The sequence below is a fragment of the Mycobacterium sp. GA-1285 genome (genome assembly GCF_001499905.1).
Taxonomy (GTDB): domain Bacteria; phylum Actinomycetota; class Actinomycetes; order Mycobacteriales; family Mycobacteriaceae; genus Mycobacterium.
The window spans coordinates 1-24036 of sequence record NZ_LQIS01000006.1 but is presented as its reverse complement, the minus strand read 5'-3'; the positions used below and the strand labels follow the sequence as shown (position 1 = coordinate 24036).

Sequence of the window (24036 nt, the reverse complement as noted above, 5' to 3'; positions counted from 1 at the left end):
ACAAACACGGCCGCTCGCGGTGCGGTGGTCAGCGCTTGCGGGCGCCGGCGCCGTAGATGATGTCGCTGCGGGCGGGGTCCCAATGGTTGCGGAAGACGACGAGGAATTCGGACGAGAACTCGTTGCGGAACGCGGTGAACAGCACCGAGGTGAGTTCACCGGCGCGGTCGTGGAGTTCGTAGGTGGCGCGGTTGTTGCGGGCGCTCGGCTGTGGTCGTCATCGGCGGGCCGACTCATGCCGTAGATCGACTCGATCGACCGCAGCGCGACCTGTGCGGCCTGCGCCACGACGGCCCGCTGTTCGGGGGAGTCCAGCACGACGAACCGCCACAGCTGCGCGTTGGCGCCGTTCGGGGCCCAGGTCCGGCCAAGCAGTCTCCGCACGTCATACGGTGATTTGCGCACGCTGGCGGAGGTGTGAGCGTGCGCGAACCGCCGAATTTTCGCGGCGCGTCGTGTGCAGACATGCACCCTCGCGGGTATTCGGTACGCACGTGCAACCACCAGCAAGGAGGCCACGATGGCGAAAGATCACGGTTCCAGCGTCAAGAACGACAAACAGTACGAGGGTCTGCGCAAGAAGGGCATGAGCAAGTCCCGCGCGGCGGCGATCGCCAACACGCCCGGTGCATCGAAGAGGGGCGGCAAGAAATCCGGCGGATCCAAGAAGAGCTGACGATGACTTTCGGCCGCTGAGTCGGTCGTAACCTGCGAGTGACCCCACCGCAGGAGGAACATCCGATGTCCGTCCCGACTCAACCGGCCGCCCTACCGCCCGTCGTCGACCATGCGACCTGGCGTGCCGCCCTCGACGACCTGCGCCGACGCGAGAAGGCGGCGACACGCGAACTGGACGCCATCGCCGCCCAGCGCAGGCGCCTGCCCATGGTCCGCATGCCCGATTACACGCTGATCGGGGAGCACGGGCCGGTCCGGCTCGCCGACGTATTCGAGGGTCGCTCACAGCTGATCGTCTACAACCACATGTGGACCGACGGTGCGGAGTGGCAGTGCGGCGGCTGCACCGGATTCACGTCGCAGTACACCCGGCTGGAATTCCTCGACAACTACGACGCCCGCTTCGTCATCGTCACCAACGGCCCGATCGACGAGGCGCTGGCCTACCGCACCAAGGTCGGCAACCGCATGGACTGGTACTCGTCGTCGCAGAGTTCGTTCGGTGCCGACGTCGACGCCGCACCCGGCGAAGGGTTCGCGGTGAACGTGTTCCTGCGCGACGGTGACACGGTTTACCGGACCTGGCACACCAACGGCCGCGGCACCGAACAGCTCAGCCACTCGTTCGCGCTCATCGACATCCTGCCGTGGGGCCGCCAAGAGGAGTGGCAGGATTCCCCCGACGGGTGGCCGCAGCGGCCGACGTACTCGGGCTGGTTGGACTCGCCCGACATCGCGCGGGCGTACGGCCCGGGCACGGACTGAACCTCGGAGGCTGATCCACTGTGCTTACCTATCAGCGAATGATTCGCTGACAACGAATATTTCGCTGTTAGTGGGCAGAAAATCGACTGTCCGGAGCCCGGCTCAACTGTTTCCGCAACTGCCCGCGTCGGAGTTGGTGCGTCGGTGGCATCCTGGCTTCATGGGGTTGGTATGGGGCTGATCATCCGCCTGCTCGAGCTGCTGATCGTGCTCGTTCCGCTCGCAGGCGTCCTCTACGGCGGTTGGCGGGCGGTAGTGGCGGCCCGCGCGCGCCAGGACGGTGGCCGCGACGCACTCGCTGACACAGCACCGCAGCAGGTGACCGGAACCGCCGTGCAATGGCAGGCGATCGCGCGGGCGGTCAAGGCGCACGACCGCACCGACACCCGATGGCTCGAATACGAGTTGGACGTCGCGAAGCTGCTCGACTATCCGTTGATGACCGATATGCGCGACCCGCTGACCGAGCGGTTCCACCGAACCAAGCTGCGCGCGGACCTCCTACGTCCGGCCAAGGCCGAGGACCTGGTCGACGACGCGCAGGCCGCACGCGACTACGTCGACGCGGTCACCGACTACGTCACCGCCTTCGATGCCGCCGAGACCGAGGCGGTCCGTCGTCGGCGCAGCGACTTTTCTGCTCAGGATCAGCAGCGCATCGCCCGCGCCCAAAGCATGTTGCGCGTCGCGACCGACACCGCGGCCACCGCGCAGGAACGCGAGCGCGGCTACGAGCTCGCCCGTCGCGAACTCGACGGGCTGGTGGTGTTACCGGAGCGTGCGCGCGTCGCCATCGAGCGCGGGATCGCCGGGGAGCTCGACCGCTGACGGCGCCCTCACCCGCCGCCTCGCAGGAATTCGACGACCACCGCGGCCATGTCCGAAATTGCCTGTCGCGCAATGACTTCGTAGCCATGCGTGCTGAGCGTGGGCAGGCACAGCAGTCCGGCCCGCGGGGTCAGTCCGCTTGCTTTTGCGTGCGACGCATCGGATTCGAACGCACCGAGCACCGCGGGCTGGGGAGACAGGCCCAGGTCAGTGGCGGCCTGGAGTAGCGCATCGGCGACTGCCTTGTCGTAGACGCTCTCGGCGTCGCTGTAGGCGACGATCGGTCCGCCGCTGCACGTGGTTCCGTACTCCGCTTCGGTCGGACCGACCTCCAACGCCAGGGTCAGGTCGCCGGGCAGCGTGCGGCTGGCGTACGAGCCCCCGACACCACCGACTTCCTCGCTCGTCGTGAACACCAGATAGGTGTCGCGTGCCGGGCGCCCGTCGCTGGGCGCCAGCCGGCCGGCGACGTCGAGCAGGGCGGTCACCGCCGCGCGGTCGTCCATGAAGTAGCACCCGAGATAGTCGGAGCCGACGTCGATCAGCGTGCGCTTGCTCCGGTGCACGCACGCCCGCGTACCCGGTCTGATTCCCGCCTCGGCCAGCTCATCGGGAGGGTGGCCGGTGAAGACGTAGACGTGCAGCCAGTCGAGCGCCTGATCACCCTGATCGGGTTTGGTCTCCCAGATCTGCTGGCTCTCCTTGGTGGTGTGCTCGGAGCCGAGCGTCAGCACGCCGCACACCGTGCGCCGATCGCCGAGCAACGCGACCGGTCCGAGGCCGAAGTTGCCCGGATACATCGTGCCGAGGGGCGTCATGTGCAGGGTGCCGTCCGGCTCGATCCGCTTGACGAGCATGGACAGCTCGTCCATGTGCGCCATCACGCGCACCGCCTGGGCCTCGCGGTCGTCGCCGCGGATCAGTCCGACGAGATTCCCCGCCTCGTCGACCCACATCTCGTCGACGTGTGGTGCCAACTCGCGGCGGCACACTTCCCGCACGGCGTCTTCCTGCCCGCAGGGCCCGTATGCATGGAGCAACTCTTGTAGCAGGTCACGGCGCAACGCTTCGTCGGTCACCGACCGTGGATTGCCGCGCCGCCGCCGGCCTAACCGTGCGGCTCAGTTCACCGGGTGACCGGCGGATGCGGATACGGCGGCGGGACCGGCACGCACAACCCCGTGCTGGTGTCCAAAGCCTTGCCGTCGACGCAGAACGACGCGCAACCGTAGATGACGCCCGTCTGGCCGGGCGGGCAGCAGCAGTTGCCCGGCTGGGCCGCGGCGACGACGGGCGAAACGGGTGCTGCGGCCAGCGCGGCCGCGAAAAGCCCCGCGATCAGAAGCCGTCGCAAAGTCATGACAGCAGTTTAGGCGCGCGACGTCAGGTACCACAGTAGGTTCGGTACTTCCCGAAGTCCTCCGGCGCGGGCTCGGCGTACCGCTGCAGACCGGGACGCTCGTCGTAGGGCGCGGTCACGGCGTCCAGCAACCGGTACAGGGGCTCGAGGTCACCGCCCGTCGCGGCGGTCAGCGCCTCCTCGACCAGATGGTTGCGCGGGATGTAGATCGGGTTGGTGCGGTCCATCACCGTCGCGTCGGGCCGCAGTGCGTGCCACCGCGCCAGCCACTCGTCGAACGCGGCAAGGTCGAGGAACAGCCCGCGCGCGGGTTCGTCGTCGCCGCGGGCCGCGTAGCCGAGCTGACGGAAGAACGACGTGAAGTCCACGTGGCTCTGGTGCAATTGTGCGATCAGGTCGTTCATCAACGGCACCGCGATCTCGTCCGGCGTGGTGTCCGCCAGCCCGAGCTTGGCGCACATTCCTGCCGACAACGCGGCCTGGAACTTGGGCGCGAAACCACCCAGGCTGCCCTCGGCGAGGGCGATCGCCTGCTGTTGGTCGTCGGCGAACAACGGGAGCAGCGCCTCGGCCAACCGGGCCAGGTTCCACACCGCGATCGCCGGCTGGTTGCCGTAGGCGTAGCGGCCCCACGAGTCGATCGAGCTGAACACCGTCTCGGGGTCGTAGGCCTCCATGAACGCGCAAGGCCCGTAGTCGATGGTCTCGCCGGAGATCGTCATGTTGTCGGTGTTCATCACGCCGTGGACGAAGCCGACCAGCATCCACTTGGCGATCAGCGCCGCCTGCACCGCGATCACGGACTCGAACAACGCGACGTAGGGATTGCCCGCGTCGGCGGCTTCGGGATGGTGCCGCTGGATCGCGTGATCGGCCAGACGTCGCAGCAGGTCCACGTCGCCGGTGTTCGCCGCGTACTGGAAGGTGCCGACGCGCAGGTGACTGCTGGCCACCCGCGACAACACCGCACCCGGTAGCGGTGTCTCGCGCTGCACCTGGCGTCCGGTCGCGACCACGGCCAGCGAGCGGGTGGTGGGGATCCCCAGCGCGTGCATCGCCTCGCTGACGATGTATTCGCGCAGCATCGGGCCGACGGCGCCCAATCCGTCGCCGCCGCGGGCGAACGGCGTCGCGCCGGAGCCCTTCAGATGCAGGTCGCGCAGTTCACCGGACATGGTCGTGAGTTCGCCGAGTAACAGCGCGCGGCCGTCGCCGAGCCGCGGAACGTACCCGCCGAACTGGTGCCCGGCATAGGCCTGTGCGACCGGGTTCGCGCCGTCGGGCACTTGTGTGCCGACCAGCAGCCGCAGTCCCTCGGGCCCGCGTAGCCAGGCCGGATCGATGCCGAGTTCGCCCGCCAGCGGTTCGTTGAGGACGAGCAGCCGCGGGTCGGGCACCGGTTCGGCCTTCCAGCGGACGGCCAACTCGGGTAGGTCGCTGGCGTAGCGGTCGGCGAAGGTCACGGCGGTGGGTGCGATGCTCACACCTTCCACAGTACGAGCGGCTCCGTGCGTCCCCATTCGTGAAACTGACGACGGTTGCGGGCCCGCTGGCGTCGCCGGATTCACGAATGAGCCGAGCGGCGGAGCCGAAATGGGTCTGGACTGCGCTGTCTGTATGGTGAGGCTTCCTGGCGAGCGCGGATAGTGGTCAGGGAGGACCTGCCGCGCGGGAAGTATGTCTGATGAGGAGCAGCCCGGTGACGCTGAACACCATCGCGCTCGAGCTGGTGCCGCCGAACGTCGAGCGGGGGCACGAGCAGGCGTTGGAGGATGCGCAGAAGGTGTTGCGATGCTCCGCCGAAACGGGTCTGCAGGGCCGCATCAGGCACGTGATGATCCCCGGCATGATCGAAGAGGACGACGACCGTCCCATCGAGATGAAGCCCAAGATGGATGTGCTCGACTTCTGGGCGATCATCACCCCCGAGCTGTCCGAGATGAACGGGCTGTGCACCCAGGTCACCGCGTTCATGGACGAGCCGACGTTGCGCCGGCGGCTGACCGACCTGTCCGCCGCGGGGTTCGACGGCATCGCCTTCGTCGGGGTGCCACGCACGATGAACGACGGCGAAGGCACCGGGGTCGCCCCGACCGACGCGCTGTCGATCTACTCCGACGTCGTGCCCAACCGCGGGGCGATCCTGATCCCCACCCGCGACGGTGAGCACGGTCGCTTCAGGTTCAAGTGCGATCAGGGCGCGACCTACGGGATGACCCAGCTGCTGTACTCCGACGCGATCGTCGGGTTCCTGCGCGAGTTCGCCGAGCAGACCGATCACCGGCCGGAGATCCTGCTGTCGTTCGGCTTCGTACCGAAGCTGGAGAGCAAGGTCGGCCTGATCAACTGGCTGATTCAGGATCCGGGCAACGCCGCCGTCGCCGCGGAGCAGGAGTTCGTCCGCAAGCTCGCCTCCATCGAACCGGCGGAGAAGCGCAAGCTGATGCTCGACCTGTACAAACGGGTCATCGACGGCGTCGCCGACCTCGGCTTCCCGTTGAGCATCCACCTCGAGGCCACCTACGGCGTCTCCACCCCGGCGTTCGAGACGTTCGCCGAGATGCTCGACTACTGGGCGCCCGACAAGCCCTGACGGCGACGCCTATCCTGGCCACAGTGTCCGGCCCGTCTGTCGCTGAGCTGCGCAAGCGCCTCGACGGGTTGACGATTCGCGACGCGGCCCGGTTCGGCAGGCGCCTGCGCCAGCTGCGCGGCGCTCCTCCGGACAAGCTGGCAACACTCGCCGAGCAGATCGCTGCGGCCGAGGGGCTCGTCGCGACCCGAGCGGCCGCGGTGCCCACCATCACTTACCCCGACCTGCCGGTCAGTGAGCGCCGCCACGAGATCGCCAAGGCGATCACCAAACACCAGGTGGTGATCGTCGCCGGCGAAACCGGTTCCGGGAAGACGACCCAGTTGCCGAAGATCTGCCTCGAGCTCGGCCGCGGTGTGCGCGGCACGATCGGGCACACCCAGCCGCGACGCCTGGCCGCTCGCACCGTCGCCCAGCGCATCGCCGACGAAGTGGGCAGCCCGCTCGGCGACACGATCGGCTACACGGTGCGCTTCACCGACCAGGCCAGTGACCGCACCCTGGTGAAGCTGATGACCGACGGCATCCTGCTCGCCGAAATCCAGCGTGACCGCAGGCTGTTGCGCTACGACACACTGATCCTCGACGAGGCCCACGAGCGCAGCCTCAACATCGACTTCCTCCTCGGGTATCTGCGTGAACTGCTGCCCCGGCGACCGGACCTCAAGGTGATCGTCACGTCCGCGACGATCGAACCGGAGCGGTTCGCTGAGCACTTCGCAGGCGCACCGATCGTCGAGGTGTCGGGCCGCACGTATCCCGTCGAAATACGTTATCGCCCTTTGGAACTCATAGTTCCCGCCAACGAGACCGATGACCCCGATGATCCCGACCACGAGGTGGTTCGTACGCAGACGCGCGACCAGACCGAGGCGATCGTCGACGCCATCGCCGAGTTGGAGAGCGAGCCGCCGGGCGACGTGCTGGTGTTCCTGTCCGGTGAACGCGAAATCCGTGACACCGCAGAGGCTTTGCGCGGATTGAAGAACACCGAGGTGCTTCCGTTGTACGCGCGCCTGCCGACGGCCGAGCAGCAACGGGTGTTCGCGCCCACCCACGCCGGCCGCCGGGTCGTGCTCGCGACGAACGTAGCCGAGACGTCGCTCACGGTTCCCGGCATCCGCTACGTCGTCGACCCGGGCACCGCACGCATCTCCCGTTACAGCCGCAGAACCAAGGTGCAGCGGTTGCCGATCGAGCCGATCTCCCAGGCGTCGGCCGCGCAGCGGGCCGGGCGTTCGGGGCGCACCGCGCCGGGGGTCTGTATCCGCCTCTACTCCGAAGAGGACTTCGCGGCGCGGCCGCGCTACACCGACCCCGAGATCCTGCGGACCAACCTCGCGGCGGTGATCCTGCAAATGGCGGCGCTGAATCTCGGTGAGATCGAGACCTTTCCCTTCCTCGACCCGCCGGACCGGCGCAGCGTCCGCGACGGTGTCCAGCTGTTGCAGGAACTGGGTGCGTTCGATGCCGCCGCCGCAGGCGGCGAATGGAACTTGCGCGGCGCGATCACCGATGTCGGCCGCAGGCTCGCGCAGCTTCCCGTCGACCCGCGGCTGGGCCGCATGATCCTGCAGGCCGACACCGAGGGTTGCGTGCGCGAGATCCTGGTGTTGGCCGCGGCGCTGTCGATCCCCGACCCGCGCGAACGGCCCGCCGACCGCGAGGCGGCCGCGCGGCAGAAGCACGCCCGGTTCGCCGACGAGCATTCGGACTTCGTGTCATACCTCAACCTCTGGCGCTACCTCGGCGAACAGCGCAAAGACCTGTCGGGCAACGCCTTTCGCCGGATGTGCCGTGACGAGTTCCTGCACTATCTGCGGATCCGGGAGTGGCAGGACCTCACCGGGCAACTGCGCAGCATCGCCAAGGACCTGGGGATCAAGGAGTCCGACGACACCGAGCCCGCCGACCCGGAAAGCGTGCACGCCGCGCTCGTGGCCGGCTTGCTGTCGCATATCGGGCTGTGCGACGGCGACGGCCGCGAGTATCAGGGCGCTCGCAACTCCAAGTTCGTCCTGGCGCCCGGTTCGGTGCTGACGAAACGTCCGCCGCGGTGGATCGTCGTCGCTGATCTGGTCGAGACCAGCAGGCTGTTCGGCCGCATCGGGGCCCGCATCCAACCCGAAATGGTCGAGCGCATCGCGGGGGAGCTGGTGCAGCGCACCTACAGCGAACCGCACTGGGATGCGCGACGTGGTGCCGTGATGGCCTACGAGCGGGTGACGCTCTATGGACTGCCGCTGGTTGCTCGCCGCCGTGTCGGCTACTCACAGATCGAACCGGACCTGGCGCGCGAGTTGTTCATCCGGCATGCGTTGGTCGAGGGGGATTGGCAGACGCGGCACCACTTCTTCCGCGACAACGCCCGGCTACGCGAGGAACTCGAGGAACTGGAGGAGAAGGCTCGCCGGCGCGACCTGCTCGTCGGCGACGACGAGATCTTCGCGTTCTACGACGCCAGGATTCCGGCGGACGTCGTGTCCGCGCGGCACTTCGACGCGTGGTGGAAGAAGCAGCGCCACGTCACGCCCGAGCTGCTCACGTTCACCCGCGACGACCTGCTGCGCACCGACGACGCGGCCGACGGACAGCCCGATGCGTGGCAGGCCGGCGACCTGGCGCTGCCGTTGAGCTACCGCTTCGAGCCGGGCGCCGAGGACGACGGTGTGACGGTGCACGTGCCCGTCGAGGTGCTGGCCCGGCTCGGCAGCGACGAATTCGCTTGGCAGGTACCGGCCTTGCGTGAGGAGCTGGTCACCGCGCTGATCCGATCGCTCCCAAAAGGACTGCGTCGCAACTTCGTTCCAGCACCGGACACCGCGCGTGCGGTGCTGGCCGCGATCACGCCCGGCGCCGAACCGCTGCTCGAGGCCGTGCAGCGCGAACTGCACCGCCGCACCGGCGTACTGGTGCCGATCGACGCGTTCGACCTCGACAAGCTGCCGTCGCATCTGCGCGTCACCTTCGCGGTCGAGGGCGCCGACGGCACCGAACTGGCACGCGGTAAGGACCTCGACGCGCTGCAGCGTGACCTCGCCGCCCCGGTCCGGCGAGCGGTCGCCGCGGCGGTCGCCGGCGGCCTGGATCGTAGCGGAATGCGTACGTGGCCCGACGATCTCGACGAACTGCCGCGGACCGTCGAGCGCACCGTCGGCGGGCACACCGTGCGCGGATATCCAGCGCTGGTTGATGCGGGCGACGCCGTCGACCTGCATGTGTTCCCGACGGCGGCCGAACAACAGGCGTCGATGGGGCCCGGCACCCGCAGGTTGTTACGCCTCGCGGTGCCTTCGCCCGTGAAAGCCGTTGAGCGGCAGATACAGCCGCGCACCAAGCTCGTCCTCGGCGCCAATCCCGACGGCTCTCTGCAGGCGCTGCTCGAGGACTGCGCTGACGCCGCCACCGATATGCTCACACCCGCGCCGGTGTGGACCCGCGCGGAGTTCACCGCTCTGCGCGACCGCGTCGCCGCCGACCTGGTGGCCACGACCGCCGAAATCGTCACGCGGGTCGAGAAGGTGCTCGCGGCGGCGCACGACGTCGAGGTGGCGTTACCGTCGGCGCCGACGGGCGCGCAGGCCGACGCCATCGCCGACATCCGCGCACAGCTGGACCGGTTGTTGCCGCGTGGCTTCGTCGCGGCCACCGGCGCCGCACACCTGACCGATCTGAGCCGCTACCTGCTGGCCATCGGCAGGCGCCTGGAGCGGCTACCACACGGGCCGGTGGCCGACCGCGAGCGAATGGACCGCGTACACGCTGTGGAGGACGCCTACGACGAACTGGTTGATGCGTTGTCGCCGGCGCGCGCTGCCGGCGACGACATCCGCGACATCGGCCGGCAGATCGAGGAGCTCCGCGTCAGCCTGTGGGCGCAGCAGTTGGGCACTGCGCGTCCGGTCAGCGAACAGCGCATCTACCGCGCGATCGACGCAGTCCTGACCGGCTGACAGCCACATAGCGAAGAACGCGCGGGCGGTGCCGTCCGATCCGCGAAGACTTCGGCGATTCGGCAGTCAAGCGGGCATACACCGGCGCCCGATACGGGTAAGACCTGCCGCATGGGAGGAGGCCCATGACCGCGACACTCGAACGAGCCGCAGCCGAAGGCGAACCCGGCGATTCGAACTACGGCGACGTGCCCGGTCTGCTGCGCCGACTCGCCGACCTCCCCGCCGGGTCGATAGAACGCGATCGACTGCGTGAGCGCATCATTCGCCGATGCCTGCCGCTGGCCGAGCACATCGCGCGCCGCTACGGCGGCAGGGGCGAGTCGCGCGACGATCTCGTGCAGACCGCCCGCGTCGGGTTGCTCAACGCCGTCGAGCGGTTCGACCCGACGTCGGGCCACGACTTCCTGGCCTTCGCCGTGCCGACGATCATGGGTGAGGTGAAGCGCTACTTCCGCGACAGCGGATGGGCGATGCACGTGCCGCGCCGGTTGAAGGAGTCCCGGGCGCAGGTCTCGACGGCGAGTGCCGACCTCAGCCAGCGCTTGGGCCGCGCGCCCACGCCGTCCGAACTCGCCGGTGAGCTGGGCATGGACCGCGACGAGGTCGTCCAGTCGCTGATTGCCGCGCAGTGCTACCGAACCCGGTCCCTGGACGCCCCGGCCGCCAGCGAATCCGACGCCGGACCGTCGCTGCTGGACGGGATCGGCGGCGACGACAGCGGAATCAAGGCCGTCGAATATCGGGAGGCGCTGCGCCCGCTGGTGGCGAAGCTGCCGACCCGGGAGCGCGAGATCCTCACCATGCGGTTCTTCGGCTCGCAGACACAGACGCAGATCGCCCAGCGGTTGGGGATCTCCCAGATGCACGTGTCGCGGCTGCTGACCCGCAGCCTTGCCACGTTGCGCGCCGGCCTGAGCGAGTAGCACACAGTTTCGCCCGATCCGCGCACGATGCCCGCCCATCGGGTAGGCATGAGCGCATGTCTGTCTCGGTAATACGTCGCGCGGCCGTCGTCCTGCTCGCGGTTGCGACGGTGTCGTGCGGCGGCCAGTCACCGACCGCGCAGAGCGACACACCCGCACCGACGGGGCCCGTTATGGTGATCAAACCTGTTGTCTTGGGGGAGATTCCCCACGACGTCACGGCGTGGACGCAGGGGCTCGAGCTCAGCGGGCCGGCCCTGTACGAAGGCACCGGCATCGCGGGCAAATCGCAGGTGCGCGAGCTCGACCCGGCCACTGGTGCGGTGCGCCGCGCGTCGCCTGCCCCGAACGACTACTACGGCGAGGGCATCACCGTCGTCGGCGACCGCATCTGGGAGCTGACGTGGCGGGACGGGGTGGCGGTCGAATGGGACAAGGTCACCCTGACCCCCGTGCGGGAAGCACCGGTGGACGGGGAGGGCTGGGGTCTGTGCCTTGACGGTGGCCGGCTCGTCCGCAGCGACGGTACCGATCGGCTGCGATTCCACGATCCGGCGACGTTCGCCGAGACCGGCTCCGTGGCCGTCACCCGCGACGGCCAGCCGCTGCGCAATCTCAACGAGTTGGAGTGCGTCGACGGACAGGTGTGGGCCAACGTCTGGCACTCCGACGACATCGTGCGCATCGATCCGGCGACGGGCGGGGTCAACACCGTCGTCGACGCCGCCGGGCTGTGGCCCGGGCAAGGCGAGGACTCCGAGAAGGTGCTCAACGGCATCGCGCACCTCGGCGGCGATGAGTACCTGCTGACCGGCAAGTTCTGGCCGTCCATGTACCGGGTTCGGCTCGACCCGCCGAACTGAGGGTTTGCGCCGCGGCCGAACCGTCAACGTAGCGGTCATGACCGCTCTCGACACCACCAGGGACGCGACGAGGCTCGTCGCGGGTCCTTTTGCAGGTGTCTATCGGCGCACCGGCGCCGATCTGCCCTTCAGCGACCCGCTGACCTCGCACGGCACGGAGATGGAGGGCTGGTTCTGGCGGCTGACCGACGCCGCGTCGGGTCGCGTTGTGGTGGCGTTGTTCAGCGTCAACAAGCACCCGGACGGCGACTGGGCGACGACCGCGGTGGCACTGCACCCGGGCGATCGGGTCTACAGCGCGGCGCTGGACGCTGCGAGCGCCGGGGCGGACCCGTTCCGGCTTGACGCGGGCGACGGACGGTTCCACGCGACATACGACCGGCTGCGCGCCGAGCTCCCCGGCGTGCGCGTCGACATGCGGTTCGATGACCCGGTCCGGTGGCCAAAGGCGCTGGCCGGTGGCGGCATCGCCTCCGTCGTACCGTTCCTCAACCAGTACTGGCATCCGTACCGGCTCGGCGGATCCGCCAGCGGCACCGTCGAATTCGACGGTGGACAGTGGGACTTCGACGGCGCCAAGCTCTACACCGAACGCAACTGGGGCGCGGGGTTTCCGCAGCGGTGGTGGTGGGGACAGGCGCACGACTTCGGCGACGCCGACGTGTCGGTGGCGTTCTCCGGTGGACTGCTCGCGCTCGGGCCGCTCAAACAGGACGTGGCCGGCGTCGTGGTCCGGCTGGGAAACAAGGTACTGCGCTTGACCCCACCGACGGCCTGGGTGCGTTCGGACATCGGGGACGGCACGTGGAGTCTGCGGGCGACATCGCTTCGGTACCAGATCGAATTGGACGGCGACGGAACGCATCTCGATCCGCACGTGCTTCCCGTCCCGCTGCCGGCCCAGCGGCGCAACGTCGACACCGACTTCGAACATCTCGGCGGCCGGTTGCGCTGCGTGGTCAAGGATTTCGGCCGGGTGATCTTCGACGGCGAATCCGAGATCGCGGGTCTGGAGGTCGGCAGCCTGCCCGGTGACTAGGGTGACCGAATGCGACACCGAATGCGACACGGCAGGATCGGCGGCCGGTGAACCGTCCTCGGGTTGTCGTCGCGGGCCTCGGCGACAGCGGTGTGCTTACGGCGGTCAAGTTAGCCCGGCACGCTGACGTCGTCGGTGTCTCCGTCAAACCCGGACTGCTCAGTGGCCAGGAACTCGGCATGCGCATCAGCAGACCGCAGGATTGGGCCCGTTACAACTGGATTCCGTTTCACCGGTTCCGCGGACTCGACCGCGTCCGCACCGTGCACGGCACACTGGTCGGGCTCGACCCGGCGGCCCAAGAGGTGCTCGTCGAGACCGCCGACGGCGGCGTTGTGGCCGAACCCTATGACGCGCTGGTGATTTCGACCGGCGTCAGCAACGGATTCTGGCGCCGGCCGCATCTGCAGTCGGCCGAGGAGATCACCACCGAATTGCGCGCCGCACACCAACGGCTGGCATCCGCCCGGTCGGTGGTCGTCATCGGCGGGGGTGCAGCCGCCGTCAGCAGCGCGGCCAACCTGGCCAAGACATGGCCCGACAAACGCGTCGACCTCTACTTTCCGGGGGAGCGGGCGCTCGTCCACCACCACCCACGGGTATGGCAGCGAATCAGCCGTCAACTGAGCGGCCTCGGCGTCGGACTGCATGCGGGGCACCGCGCGGAGTTACCCGACGGCTTCGCATGCGACGAGATCACCGACGCGCCGGTGCAGTGGCACACCGGGCAGCCGGCGACGTCGGCCGACGCGGTGCTGTGGGCCATCGGCCGCGTCTCACCCAACACGCGGTGGCTGCCGCCCGAGCTGCTCGACGAGCACGGTTTCGTGCGCGTCACCCCCGAACTTCGCGTCCCCGGAGCCCCGGGCGTCTTCGCGGTCGGCGACGTCGCGGCGACCGACCCGCTCCGAAGTTCGGCCCGCAACCGCGCCGACGGGCTGCTCGCCCACAACATCCGCGCCCACTTCACCGGCGGAGCTCTGCGCGCCTATCGGCCGGCGAGCCGACGTTGGGGGTCGGTGCTCGGACCGCAGGCGGACGGTCTCGAGGTGTTCACGCCGAAAGGGCAGGCGTTTCGGTTTCCCGGCTGGTCGATCGATCGTGTGCTGATGCCGTGGATCGTCTGGCGAGGCTTCTACCGCGGCGTGCGGGCGGAGCCGTCGCCGCGAGACTGAAGATATGTGCGAGGTTTCGGCGATCGCTCGAACACAAGCTCAGTTTCGCGGCAGCTCGGACGTGATCGTGTCCAGCAGGGCCGTATAGCGGTTGGCCTCGCGATGTGGGCCGGGCTTGCCGCTGCTGATCACCCCCGCAGCGAGTCGGCGCTGCGGATCGGTCCAGACGGCGATGTTGGTAAGCCCCGTGTGCCCGAACGCCGCAGGCGCGTTGCGACCGAACGGCCCGAACCGTTTCGACCCGAGCATGAACCCGGTGCCCCAGCGCAGCGGCGCCAACCCGACCGCGACGTCGGGTCGCAGTCGTCGGCATTCCGCGGTCGCCGCGCGCAGCGTCTCCGGTGCCATGATCCACACCCCGTCGAGTTCGCCGCCGCGGCACAGCATTTCGGCGAACCGTGACAGCTCGAACGCCGTGGAGACCGTGTTCGACGACGGCAGCACACTAGTGAGGTACTGCGGGCTGTTCGAGAACGGGATGATCCTGTACAGCGAGCCGCCGACCGCCAACCGGAACACCGTGGCGGCGGGCTGGGGTAGCTCCTTGCCGGTCGCATGGCTCGGCGCGACCCGCGGAACGTCCTGTGCGGCAACGCCGTAATTCGTCCACCGGAAACCCAGCGGTTCGAGGATCTCGGTCGCCAGGATGTCGCGGATGTTGCGTCCAGCCGCGGCGCCGACGATTTCGCGGATCAATGGACCCCAGGTCAGTCCGTGGTAGATGTGCACGAGGCCGGGCCGATACAGCGGTTTGAGTTCGCCGAGCTTTTCGCGGGTGTATTCGCTGTCGTCCATGCGACGCAGGTCCGGCCGCGGCCCGGTGTGGATCGGGATGCCCGCGCTGTGGGTCATCACGTGCCGAATCGTGGTCCGGTGCTTGCCGTGGCTGGTGTAGCCGGGCAGGTAATCACAGACGCGGTCGTCGAGAGAGAAGACGCCCCGCTCGACGAGCATGTGCACGACCGTCGACGTGATCGCCTTGGCCGCTGAATACGCGCAGAACGGTGTCTCGGTGGTGACGGGGACCTTTTCGGCGTCGGGTGGATCGGCGGGACCGTTACCCCATCCGTGCCCGATCGCGCGGTTCAGCACGACCTTGCCGTCGTGGCGTAGGCATATCTGGATCGCGGGATGCATCCCGGCCCGATACCAATGGCGAGTGGCCTGCCAAATCCGCTCGATCGCCATGGGGTCTACCGCGGAGTGGTCCTCTTCGCCGACCGCGGTCACGGCGTCGAGGTCGGCGGGGACACGGATCCTGCCGTCCGGTGAGGTCATTGGACCGTCCTGTGCAGGGTCGCGCCGAGATGATGTTGCAGGGGCAGGCCCACCGCCGCCATCTGCACGGTGTAGACGAGTTCGTCACCCTCGATGCGGAGGGAACGAGTCAGCGCGGCAACATGTTTCGCCGATGCGGTGCGTCCGACGGCCGTCGCGGTCAGTTCGAGCTCGATGAGCGAGCCGGTGATGGTGACCGTGCCCTCTTCGATCTCGGTGATCCCGTTCGGATGGGCCAACACCCATTCGGCGCGGCCAGGCGACGGCATCCGCAGAAAACCCGTCTCGGCGTGCAGAGGCCGGCCGTCGTCGGCGGTCGTCTTCTGCCGGTATGACAGGAACGGTTTGCCGGTGTGGTCGAACGCGATCTCCTCCGTGTAACCGAACGCTTCGATGGTGGGGTACTCACCGGCGCCGCGGCCGGACCAGACGCCCAGCAGTGGGCGCAGCACGGCGATGTCGGGGTGGAGCTCGACCACACCGCCAGGCTAGCGGGGGCCGCCGTTCAGGATGCCCTTGCCGATGAACGACCCGAGTTGGGCGAGCAGGTCGGTGGGCGAGGCCTGCGGCGGCGGCGCGGCGTTCGTCTGCTTCCACTGCTGGCAATCACGGGTGGTGAACGCCGTATCGGTGGCCTCGATGCGCACTACCTGGGGCTTCTTGGTGAGCGCGTTGTCGGGAACCCCGTCGTTGTTGTCCCGCTTCCAATAGCAGGTGCCGCCGTCGACAGGACCTGGTGAGGAGTAGGTGCCGGGCAGGATCTCGGTGCCGACCTTGTAGGTGCCGTCCTTGTCGATGGAGGTCAGGGGCGCGGCGGGCGCCGGTCCCGGCGACGGGGAGGGTCCCGGCGCGGCGGACGGTCCGGGTGCCCCCGGATCTGTGTGGTGCGGTTCACCCGGTTGGGCTTGCGCGACAGCCAGCCCGCCGAGAGCGAGGAGCGCCGTCGCGGCAACGGCGGCGAGTCGCGGCAAAGTCATGCGAGCCAGTCTAAACGGACGAAGCGGTTGGAAAGGAAAAAACCCGTCGCCGCAGCGGGAAGCTGCGGCGACGGGCTCTGTTCAAACGAAATTCAATCGAGTCGACCGGAGTCAGCCGGCCATGAACTCGTCGTAGGCCGACGCCAGCTCCGGCGACAATGCCTGGATGTTGCAGGCGCGCTGCACCTCGCCGATCGGCGAGAGGATGCCGCGCAGGTCGTGGTACTCCTGCGGGTTGGCGGTGAAGTATCCGCGCAGGATGGCCGAGGCCTCGTTGCGAGGCTGACCGAACGCGGTGGTCACTGCTTGGTTGGCACCCGGATGGGTGTCCAGGTACGAACGGGCGGCACCCGTCACGGAGCTGACGGTCCCGGACACTGCGCTTGCGCTGCAGTCCGGTGCGGCCATCGCCGACGGCGCGGCGATGGTTGCTGCGGCCAGGCCGCCGAGCAGGCTGGCGGCACAGGCGCCGGCGATCTGCCGGCGCGCGGCGATACCATGGAATTTCATATGGTTTCTTTCCTTCATTGGGTTGGTCGCTGATTCCCCCGTCCCCGAAAACCAAGGTACCCAAGGCAAACAGGTGCAAACGCCGCCGTGAAAGCCGGAACAAGGCGCGCTCAGGCGTTACACCGCACTGGCGTGATCTGTACCGCAATTTCGCCCGAATTCGATAAGCGTGCAACCAGAAATTTCGAGAACTCTCAGAATTAGCTGCCGATATTTAATTGATCGTGATCTACACGGTGACCGAATTGTTATCCAACGCGGCACCACCGAACGGTGAATCTAAGGTGGGTTCTGTGAAGTTGGACCATCTGAGCCCCGGTGGCTGGGTGTTCGCCGCCGATCCGGACGGCAACTGCATCGAAGTGTTCGGAACGCTGTGACCGGCCCGCAGACCCCGCCGGTGACGCCGACGTGCTACCGGCATCCCGACCGGGTGACCTATGTCCGCTGCGCGCGATGCAACCGCTACATCTGTCCCGAGTGCATGCGGGCCGCGTCTGTCGGGCATCAGTGCGTGGAATGCGTGAACGCCGGCGCGCGGGAGGTCCGGCAGGTGCGCACCCAGTTCGGCGGGGTGCCGTCGGCTCAACCGACGGTCACTTACGTGTTGATCGCCCTGAACGTGGTGATGTTCGGGCTGCAGATGGCGGTGCCCGGGTTGCAGCGCCAACTCGTGCTGCAGTCCTACGCCGTGGCCGACGGAGAGCTGTACCGCCTGATCACGTCGGCATTCCTGCACTACGGGGCCATGCACATCCTGTTCAACATGTGGGCCCTCTATGTGGTCGGGCCGCCGCTGGAGGCGGCGCTGGGCCGACTGCGGTTTTCGGCGCTGTACCTGCTGAGCGCGCTGGGCGGGTCCGTGCTGGTCTACCTGCTGTCGTCGCCCGTCGCGCAGACCGCGGGCGCCTCCGGTGCGGTGTTCGGCCTGTTCGGGGCGATTTTCGTGGTGGGCAGGCGGCTGAACATGGACGTGCGGTGGGTGGTCGCGATCATCGCGATCAACCTGGCGTTCACGTTCATCATTCCGCTGGTGAGTTCGCAGAACATCAGCTGGCAGGGCCATATCGGGGGGCTCGTCACCGGCGCCGCGATCGCCGCGGCCTACGTCTACGCGCCACGCGACTCCCGCAACCTGGTGCAGGCCGGGGCCAGCGCCGCAGCGCTCGTGGCCTTCGCGCTGCTGATCTGGTGGCGTACCGCCGATCTACTGGCGTCCCTCGGTCTGGCCTGAATCCGCTGAAGCCGGATGCGGGTCCGACGATGACGCTGCGGTCCAGCGGCAGGCCGGCGCGTTTTGGGAGGATGAGCTCGTGGCCGAGGATGCGCTCGACGAACTGTATGCCGCAAAGCCCGAGGACTTCACCGCGCTGCGCACCCGGCTCGCCGGTGACGCGAAGAAGCGTGGCGACGCCGAGGCGGCCAAGCGGATCTCAGCCGCGCGAAAACCGACGACCGCTGCATGGGTGGTCAACCGGCTCGCACTCGCCGACGAGGACGTCACGTCACGCCTGAAGAGTCTCGGTGAGCGGCTGCGCGACGCACACGCGGCGATGGACGGTGAGCGGATCCGGGAGCTCTCCGCCGAACAGCGCCGGCTGGTCAACGATCTGACCCGTACCGCGTTCGAGGAGGCGGAGCTGAAGAGCCCGACGGGCGCGCTGCGCGAGGACGTCACCGGCACGCTGCAAGCGGCCGTCGCCGACCCCGATGTCGCCGATCGGCTCGGCCGATTGACCAAGGCCGAGGAATGGTCCGGCTTTGGTGAATTCGGTGACACCGCAATCGTTTTCAGCTCGACCGCGAAACGCAAACCGGAGCGCGAGCCCGAACCCGAACCCGCAGAGCCACGTGACGAACGCCGCGACAGCAAGGATGCGGAGGCGCGCAGGCAACGACAGCAGGCGCGCGCAGAACTGGCCGCCGCCGAGCGCACCAAGGCCGAAGCCGACGACGCATTGTCCGAACTGCAGTCCGACCTTGCCGCCGCGCGTCTCCGGCACCAGGACGCCCGACGCCGGTTACAGGAAGCCGAGCGCGGCCTCGCTGCCGCCGAGGACGCCTACGATAAGGCCAAGCAGGCCAGCCGCGACGCGACTGCGGCGGTGAAGAAAGCCAAGACACAGCTGCGGCGCGTTAAGTGACTGCGCGGCAACTGATCTCCATGCTGTCACTCTCCCGGGCCGGGATCGGGACGCTGACGTAGCCGTTGGCCGGGTCTCGGACGTAGTCGAGATAGGGGACGAGTTCGTCCATCGACGTGTTGTCCGCGACGACCAGGGCGCCCGGCGTCAGGCGCGGCTCCAGCATTTCGAGCACCGGCACATACAACTCCTTCCATCCGTCGAGAAGGACGAAATCGACTGTGCCCGCAAGGGTCTGCAAGGTATGCAGCGCATCACCGGCGAGCACCGTGATCACGTCGTCGAGACCGATGTCGACGAACGTCTTCGTCGCGGCCGCGACCTTGGCTGCGCTCAACTCGGTGGTGACGACGCGGCCCCTGCCGTTGTCCCGCACTGCCGCGGCCAGGTGGATCGCGGAGATGCCGAGGGACATGCCGAACTCGACGATGGTGGTGGGTTTACTCGCGCGCACCAGTGCGTACAACAATCGGCCCGCTTCGGGCGTCACCGGTAGATAGAAGTCGCTGAGAGCGTCGGCGCGTTCCAGCGGAGTCGCCTCCGAAAGGCGGGTGAAGTCGGCGCGCCGGAGTGCTTCCATCTGGTGCCGCGCTTCGGCGTACATCCGGTCGATCGCCTCGGCGACGCGGGGTTCATGCAGTGTGACGCTCATAGCTGTCGAACGTATCGGGCCGACGGCCATCCGTGTCAGGATGGCCACAGGGCCATGGGCGCTTCCGACACGTCGACTCGACGCGTGATCGCGGTGATCACGCTCATGGTGCTTGCCGCGTGGGCGTTGCGAGGCTACGTCCCCGGCGTGGAGCGGACCGCCGAACAGGTGGAGCAACGCGAGAGCAATCCCGTGGCGCTGGCGGCGGTCATCGCGTTGCTGTGCGCGGCGGTGGCGATCATCGGTTTCGCGATCATCGTGCGGATGCGGGACAAACGACCTGCCCCGGCGTCCACGGGGAGCCTGCCTCGCGACCGACGGCCCGGCGAACGGCCGTCATGGCGGTTCGCGCTCGTCGCGCTGGTGGCGCTCATCGGGTTGGTTGTCCTTGTCGCGCTGCTGTCCCGGCTTTCGCTACCGGTGCCGACCGAAGAGGCGCCGCCGACCGCCACACCCGACGCCCCTGTAACCGTCGATCCAGTCGATCCGCGTCCCACCGAGGACAACGCCGCCGACAGCAACGTCGTGAACTACCTGATCCCCCCCATGCTTCTGTTGATGGCGCTGATCGTCGTCGCAACGGCGGTCGCGTCGCGGCGCCAGGGGCGTTCTCCCACCTCCGGCGTCGTCGAGGCCGTGGACGAGCCGGCGTCCGCGCCGACGACCACGACATCGTTGGCCAGGGCCGCAGAGGTCGGGCTCGCCGAGATCGGCGACCTGAGTCGCGAACCGCGGGAAGCGATCATCGCCTGCTACGCCGCGATGGAACGCGAACTGACGCGGGTTCCCGGCGCGGCGCCCCAGGCGTGCGACACCCCGACCGAGGTGCTCGCGCGCGCGGTCACCATCGGGGCGTTGCGTTCCGACAGCGCCACCGAACTCGTCGAGTTGTTCGAGGAGGCGCGTTTCTCGCCGCACGTGATGAACGAGCGTCACCGCGACGCCGCGATACAGGTGCTCAGCCAGGTGTTGACCGAACTGTCGCAGCGCGCATCTGGAACGGCAACGGGGGTGGCATCGTGAAAAGGCTTGTAGCGGCGGCATTCCTGTTGGTGGCCGGTGCGGAACTGATCGCGATCGCCAGCCGTGACCGTCAGCTGATCCTCATCGTTTCCGGCGTCGCGCTGACGCTGGCATTGCTCGGCTTGCGGTGGCAGCTGGCGCGCGAGGCCGAAACCGACGACCAACACACACCTTCCGACGATGCCGCCAAGTCGTTGCGCCGCTGGCGGTCACGCACCGAGACCCTGATCAGCCGCGCGGAGGCCACCCGCACCGATTGGGACCGGCATCTACGGCCCATGCTGGCACGGCAATTCGAGTTGGCGACCGGCCAACGCCGCACCCGCAACCGCTCGGCCTACCACGCCACCGGCGAGATGCTGTTCGGCCCGGAACTGTGGGGTTGGGTCAACCCGGAGAACGTCGCCAAACGCGGGGTGGACGAGCCTGGACCCGGCCGGGCGACGCTCGATGAGATCCTGCAACGGTTGGAGCAGGTATGACGACAGGACTACCCGCGGCGGCCACCACCGCGAACTGCGAAGCGGTGCTCGACGAGATCGGGCGGGTGGTGGTCGGCAAACGCGGTGCGCTGGCGTTGATCCTGACGACCGTCCTGGCCGGCGGGCACGTGCTCATCGAGGACCTGCCTGGCCTTGGCAAGACATTGATCGCGAGGTCCTTCGCCGCCGCGCTCGGACTGGAGTTCAAGCGCGTGCAGTTCACGCCGGACCTGCTGCCCGCCGATCTGCTCGGCTCGACGGTGTACGACATGCAGTCGGGCCGTTTCGAATTCCGTCGCGGTCCGATCTTCACCAACCTGCTGCTCGCCGACGAGATCAACCGCACACCGCCGAAGACACAGGCGGCCCTGCTCGAGGCGATGGCGGAGAGCCAGGTGAGCATCGACGGTGCGACGCACGCCTTGCCCGCCCCGTTCATCGTGCTGGCGACCGACAACCCGATCGAGTACGAGGGCACGTACCCGCTGCCCGAGGCCCAGCTCGACCGCTTCACGATTCGGCTCGAACTGCGCTACCTCTCCGAACAGGAGGAGGCCTCGATGTTGCGCCGCCGCATCGACCGCGGCTCCGCCGAGCCGACGGTCGCTCAGGTGGTGGACGCGCACGATCTTGTCGCGATGCGGGAGACGGTGGAACAAGTCTCCGTGCACGACGACGTGTTGCGGTATGTGGTGTCGTTGGCGGCCGCCACCCGTCAGCACCCGCAGATCGCGGTGGGCGCCAGTCCTCGCGCCGAACTCGATCTCGTCCAGCTGGCTCGCGCCCGAGCGCTGCTGCAGGGTCGTGACTACGTCGTGCCCGAGGACGTGAAATCACTTGCGGTTCCGGCTGTTGCGCACCGCATCACGTTGCGGCCGGAGATGTGGGTGCGACGGGTACGGGGCAGCGATGTGGTCGACGAACTGTTGCGCCGGCTGCCGGTGCCGCGGACCGACCCGTGACCGAGACCCGCTGCACCGAGGCCGAGTTACGCTGGCGCGCTTCACCATTGGCCCGGGCGCTGGTGACCTGTGCGGCGGTGGTCATGGCGGTCGCGGTGCTCGGGACACGCTGGGAGCTCATCGCGTTCGCCGCGCCCCTGATCGGGGTGCTGTGCTCGGTCGGGTGGCAGCGGGCCGTTCCGACGGTGCGCGTGTACGCCGAGCCCGGCATTCACCGCTGCTTCGAAGGCGAGCCGGCGCGCATCACGATGTGGGCGGAGGGTGGCAACGAGACGGTGAGGATGCTGAGCGGTTCCGTCGAAGGCATGACGATCGAGGTGGCCGAACGGGAGAGCGAGAGCAAGCTGACCGTGGTGGCGACGGCTCATCGGTGGGGCCGCTATCCCCTGCATGCACGCCTCGAGGTCGCAGCGCGGGGCGGTCTGGTCGAGGGAATCGGGGCGGTTGACGCCGCGGACGTCTACGTGTTCCCGATGGCGCCGCCGCAGTCGACGGCGGTCCCGCGCACCGAACTGCTCGATCGGCTGGGCACCCACCTGACTCGGCACATCGGCCCCGGCGTGGAGTACGCCGATGTTCGTCGGTATGTGCCGGGAGATCAACTGCGAACGGTCAATTGGGCGGTCAGCGCGCGTCGAGGCAACCTGCATGTCACCGAACGGTTGACCGACCGCGCCGTCGACGTGGTCGTGCTGATCGACAACTACGCCCAGCCCGCGGGTCCGGCCACTGAGGCCGCTGAGCGAACGGCCCGCGGCGCGGTGCAGGTGGTGCAGAGCGCGTTGCGCAGCGGTGACCGCGCGGGCATCGTCGCGCTCGGCGACCGGCATCCGCGGTGGCTGAGCGCGGACATCGGCCGAAGGCAGTTCTATCGAGTGCTCGACGCGATGCTCGGTGTCAGCGGTGGTTACGACACCACGTCGGGAACCCTGGCCCCGCGTGCCGCGGTCCCGCCGGGCGCCGTCGTCGTCGCGTTCTCGACGATGCTCGACACGGAGTTCGCCCTGGCGTTGATCGACCTGTGCAAGCGCGGCCACACCGTCGTGGCGGTGGACGTCCTGCAGGGTGCTCCGTTCGAGGAGGGGTGCGACGCGTTGGTGGCCCGGATGTGGTCGCTGCAGCGATCTTTCATGTATCGGGACATGGGCACCGTCGGTGTCGACATCGTTGCGTGGCGCGAGAACGACACGCTTGATCAGGCCATGCAGCTGGTGCCCCAGCACCGCAGACCGGTGCGGAGGCGACGGTGAATCGCGCATTGTCGACGGGGTTCGGTTTCGTCATGATCGCGGCAGCCGCGCTGTCCGCTGACGATGCCGTGCTGGTTGTGTGTGGATTTGCGGTGGTTATGGTGTTGCTGGGCAACGTGTTTCGGGTAGCTGCCACGGTCGCGGTGTTGTCGACAGCTGCGGCGATCGTGGTGGCATCGGCGAGTCCAGTGCTGGCGGCGCTGTGCGGGCTGTCGGGTGCGGCGTACCTGGTGTTACGGCATACCACCGACGTCACCGTGCCGACTGTGGTGGGGGCTCTGGGCTTTACAGGTATCGCGTTGTCGGCGGTGCTGCTGTCGCCGGAGTTGCCATGGATGCCTTTAGTGGCGCCGCTTGCGGTCTTGGCGGTTGTCGCGCTCACGACGAAGCCGTTCTGGTTGGGCGGATCGCGACGGTGAATCGCGCGACGCTGACTTGTCGGGGGGTGGTGGCATAGTCGCACACATGTTCGGGTCGGAGTTCGCCGCGGTTGACGACAAGGCTGTGGTGGCGGTGATCGAGGAGTGCACGCGCGCGGAGGCGGTGTGGGCGGCGCGCCGGTTGGCGGCCACTGCGGC

At 68.2% G+C, this 24036-nt stretch carries 24 protein-coding genes and 1 pseudogene; 16 read left to right on the top strand and 9 right to left on the bottom strand.

Going from position 1 to position 24036, the window contains the following annotated elements; translation table 11 throughout:
- Positions 1-28 precede the first annotated feature (28 nt).
- Positions 29-441: pseudogene (locus tag AU193_RS22735) on the bottom strand (hypothetical protein).
- 79 nt (positions 442-520) lie between these two features.
- Between AU193_RS22735 and AU193_RS23320 the strand changes: the two are divergent.
- The 3 genes from AU193_RS23320 to AU193_RS05000 all read left to right on the top strand — a co-directional run bounded on the left by AU193_RS23320 (position 521) and on the right by AU193_RS05000 (position 2271).
- Positions 521-676, top strand: a complete 156-nt coding sequence (locus tag AU193_RS23320) for a hypothetical protein (protein ID WP_172798217.1) — start codon at positions 521-523, stop codon at positions 674-676.
- Positions 677-741: 65 nt separating this feature from the next.
- A complete protein-coding gene (locus tag AU193_RS05005; RefSeq protein WP_064421345.1) occupies positions 742-1443 on the top strand; it encodes a DUF899 family protein in 702 nt (233 codons plus the stop codon).
- Between the two features lie 171 nt (positions 1444-1614).
- Entirely contained in the window at positions 1615-2271 is a 657-nt protein-coding gene (locus AU193_RS05000) for a hypothetical protein (RefSeq protein ID WP_064421261.1), read from the top strand.
- Positions 2272-2279: 8 nt separating this feature from the next.
- Here AU193_RS05000 and AU193_RS04995 read toward each other — a convergent pair whose 3' ends face one another.
- From AU193_RS04995 to AU193_RS04985, 3 genes are read right to left on the bottom strand one after another with little or no spacing between them, the layout of a single operon-like run.
- The gene (locus AU193_RS04995) at positions 2280-3350 is read right to left on the bottom strand and encodes a M42 family metallopeptidase (RefSeq protein WP_064421260.1); all 1071 of its coding nucleotides are present in this window, start codon (positions 3348-3350) and stop codon (positions 2280-2282) included.
- A gap of 47 nt (positions 3351-3397) precedes the next feature.
- Positions 3398-3631 (bottom strand): hypothetical protein, encoded by a 234-nt coding sequence (locus AU193_RS04990; protein ID WP_064421259.1) that lies wholly within the window; start codon positions 3629-3631, stop codon positions 3398-3400.
- A gap of 23 nt (positions 3632-3654) precedes the next feature.
- Positions 3655-5115 (bottom strand): YdiU family protein, encoded by a 1461-nt coding sequence (locus tag AU193_RS04985; RefSeq protein ID WP_064421344.1) that lies wholly within the window; start codon positions 5113-5115, stop codon positions 3655-3657.
- Between the two features lie 215 nt (positions 5116-5330).
- Here AU193_RS04985 and AU193_RS04980 point away from each other — a divergent pair, with 215 nt between their 5' ends.
- The 6 genes from AU193_RS04980 (at position 5331) to AU193_RS04955 (ending at position 14180) form a co-directional block, all read left to right on the top strand.
- Complete coding sequence (locus AU193_RS04980) at positions 5331-6224, top strand: mycobacterial-type methylenetetrahydrofolate reductase (RefSeq protein WP_064421258.1); 894 nt, start codon at positions 5331-5333, stop codon at positions 6222-6224.
- A gap of 23 nt (positions 6225-6247) precedes the next feature.
- Positions 6248-10177 (top strand): ATP-dependent RNA helicase HrpA, encoded by a 3930-nt coding sequence (gene hrpA, locus AU193_RS04975; protein WP_064421257.1) that lies wholly within the window; start codon positions 6248-6250, stop codon positions 10175-10177.
- Positions 10178-10302: 125 nt separating this feature from the next.
- Positions 10303-11103, top strand: a complete 801-nt coding sequence (locus AU193_RS04970; protein ID WP_064421256.1) for a SigB/SigF/SigG family RNA polymerase sigma factor — start codon at positions 10303-10305, stop codon at positions 11101-11103.
- A 56-nt stretch (positions 11104-11159) separates the two neighbouring features.
- Complete coding sequence (locus AU193_RS04965; protein ID WP_064421255.1) at positions 11160-11966, top strand: glutaminyl-peptide cyclotransferase; 807 nt, start codon at positions 11160-11162, stop codon at positions 11964-11966.
- A gap of 37 nt (positions 11967-12003) precedes the next feature.
- Positions 12004-13005, top strand: a complete 1002-nt coding sequence (locus AU193_RS04960; protein ID WP_064421254.1) for a tocopherol cyclase family protein — start codon at positions 12004-12006, stop codon at positions 13003-13005.
- Between the two features lie 47 nt (positions 13006-13052).
- On the top strand, positions 13053-14180 hold the full coding sequence (locus tag AU193_RS04955; RefSeq protein ID WP_064421253.1) for an FAD-dependent oxidoreductase: 1128 nt from the start codon (positions 13053-13055) through the stop codon (positions 14178-14180).
- 39 nt (positions 14181-14219) lie between these two features.
- Here the strand turns inward: AU193_RS04955 and lipE are convergent, their stop codons facing one another.
- From lipE to AU193_RS04935, 4 genes are all read right to left on the bottom strand, one after another.
- Positions 14220-15458: a lipase LipE gene (lipE, locus tag AU193_RS04950; RefSeq protein WP_064421252.1), complete on the bottom strand. Its 1239-nt coding sequence runs from the start codon at positions 15456-15458 to the stop codon at positions 14220-14222.
- Positions 15455-15937 carry a peroxynitrite isomerase gene (locus AU193_RS04945; protein ID WP_064421251.1) on the bottom strand — a complete coding sequence of 161 codons (483 nt, stop codon included), beginning with the start codon at positions 15935-15937 and terminating at the stop codon, positions 15455-15457. Before AU193_RS04945 ends, lipE begins: the two co-directional genes overlap by 4 nt.
- A 9-nt stretch (positions 15938-15946) precedes the next feature.
- Entirely contained in the window at positions 15947-16435 is a 489-nt protein-coding gene (locus tag AU193_RS04940) for a hypothetical protein (RefSeq protein WP_082682844.1), read from the bottom strand.
- Between the two features lie 111 nt (positions 16436-16546).
- On the bottom strand, positions 16547-16945 hold the full coding sequence (locus AU193_RS04935) for a heme-binding protein (protein WP_064421250.1): 399 nt from the start codon (positions 16943-16945) through the stop codon (positions 16547-16549).
- Between the two features lie 376 nt (positions 16946-17321).
- Here AU193_RS04935 and AU193_RS04930 point away from each other — a divergent pair, with 376 nt between their 5' ends.
- Positions 17322-18179 carry a rhomboid family intramembrane serine protease gene (locus tag AU193_RS04930; protein ID WP_064421249.1) on the top strand — a complete coding sequence of 286 codons (858 nt, stop codon included), beginning with the start codon at positions 17322-17324 and terminating at the stop codon, positions 18177-18179.
- 79 nt (positions 18180-18258) lie between these two features.
- Positions 18259-19089 carry a hypothetical protein gene (locus AU193_RS04925; protein ID WP_064421248.1) on the top strand — a complete coding sequence of 277 codons (831 nt, stop codon included), beginning with the start codon at positions 18259-18261 and terminating at the stop codon, positions 19087-19089.
- Here AU193_RS04925 and AU193_RS04920 read toward each other — a convergent pair.
- Positions 19082-19741, bottom strand: a complete 660-nt coding sequence (locus AU193_RS04920) for an O-methyltransferase (protein WP_064421247.1) — start codon at positions 19739-19741, stop codon at positions 19082-19084. The genes AU193_RS04925 and AU193_RS04920 overlap by 8 nt on opposite strands.
- Positions 19742-19795: 54 nt before the next feature.
- On the opposite strand from AU193_RS04920, the gene AU193_RS04915 reads away from it, so the two are divergent.
- The 5 genes from AU193_RS04915 to AU193_RS04895 are packed head-to-tail and all read left to right on the top strand — an operon-like array spanning position 19796 to position 23877.
- Positions 19796-20764, top strand: coding sequence for a DUF4129 domain-containing protein (locus AU193_RS04915; protein ID WP_064421246.1), 969 nt, complete (start codon positions 19796-19798; stop codon positions 20762-20764).
- Complete coding sequence (locus tag AU193_RS04910; RefSeq protein ID WP_064421245.1) at positions 20761-21246, top strand: hypothetical protein; 486 nt, start codon at positions 20761-20763, stop codon at positions 21244-21246. Before AU193_RS04915 ends, AU193_RS04910 begins: the two co-directional genes overlap by 4 nt.
- Complete coding sequence (locus AU193_RS04905) at positions 21243-22208, top strand: MoxR family ATPase (RefSeq protein WP_064421244.1); 966 nt, start codon at positions 21243-21245, stop codon at positions 22206-22208. Before AU193_RS04910 ends, AU193_RS04905 begins: the two co-directional genes overlap by 4 nt.
- On the top strand, positions 22205-23458 hold the full coding sequence (locus tag AU193_RS04900) for a DUF58 domain-containing protein (RefSeq protein WP_064421243.1): 1254 nt from the start codon (positions 22205-22207) through the stop codon (positions 23456-23458). The genes AU193_RS04905 and AU193_RS04900 overlap by 4 nt, the downstream gene beginning before the upstream one ends.
- Positions 23455-23877, top strand: coding sequence for a hypothetical protein (locus AU193_RS04895; protein ID WP_082682843.1), 423 nt, complete (start codon positions 23455-23457; stop codon positions 23875-23877). Before AU193_RS04900 ends, AU193_RS04895 begins: the two co-directional genes overlap by 4 nt.
- Positions 23878-24036 lie beyond the last annotated feature (159 nt).

Coding starts and splice junctions, on each gene's coding strand:
- AU193_RS23320 (WP_172798217.1), top strand. CDS start 521: ATGGCGAAAGATCACGGTTCCAGCGTCAAGAACGACAAACAGTACGAG.
- AU193_RS05005 (WP_064421345.1), top strand. CDS start 742: ATGTCCGTCCCGACTCAACCGGCCGCCCTACCGCCCGTCGTCGACCAT.
- AU193_RS05000 (WP_064421261.1), top strand. CDS start 1,615: ATGGGGCTGATCATCCGCCTGCTCGAGCTGCTGATCGTGCTCGTTCCG.
- AU193_RS04990 (WP_064421259.1), bottom strand. CDS start 3,631: ATGACTTTGCGACGGCTTCTGATCGCGGGGCTTTTCGCGGCCGCGCTG.
- AU193_RS04970 (WP_064421256.1), top strand. CDS start 10,303: ATGACCGCGACACTCGAACGAGCCGCAGCCGAAGGCGAACCCGGCGAT.
- AU193_RS04965 (WP_064421255.1), top strand. CDS start 11,160: ATGTCTGTCTCGGTAATACGTCGCGCGGCCGTCGTCCTGCTCGCGGTT.
- AU193_RS04960 (WP_064421254.1), top strand. CDS start 12,004: ATGACCGCTCTCGACACCACCAGGGACGCGACGAGGCTCGTCGCGGGT.
- lipE (WP_064421252.1), bottom strand. CDS start 15,458: ATGACCTCACCGGACGGCAGGATCCGTGTCCCCGCCGACCTCGACGCC.
- AU193_RS04940 (WP_082682844.1), bottom strand. CDS start 16,435: ATGACTTTGCCGCGACTCGCCGCCGTTGCCGCGACGGCGCTCCTCGCT.
- AU193_RS04935 (WP_064421250.1), bottom strand. CDS start 16,945: ATGAAATTCCATGGTATCGCCGCGCGCCGGCAGATCGCCGGCGCCTGT.
- AU193_RS04920 (WP_064421247.1), bottom strand. CDS start 19,741: ATGAGCGTCACACTGCATGAACCCCGCGTCGCCGAGGCGATCGACCGG.
- AU193_RS04915 (WP_064421246.1), top strand. CDS start 19,796: ATGGGCGCTTCCGACACGTCGACTCGACGCGTGATCGCGGTGATCACG.
- AU193_RS04905 (WP_064421244.1), top strand. CDS start 21,243: ATGACGACAGGACTACCCGCGGCGGCCACCACCGCGAACTGCGAAGCG.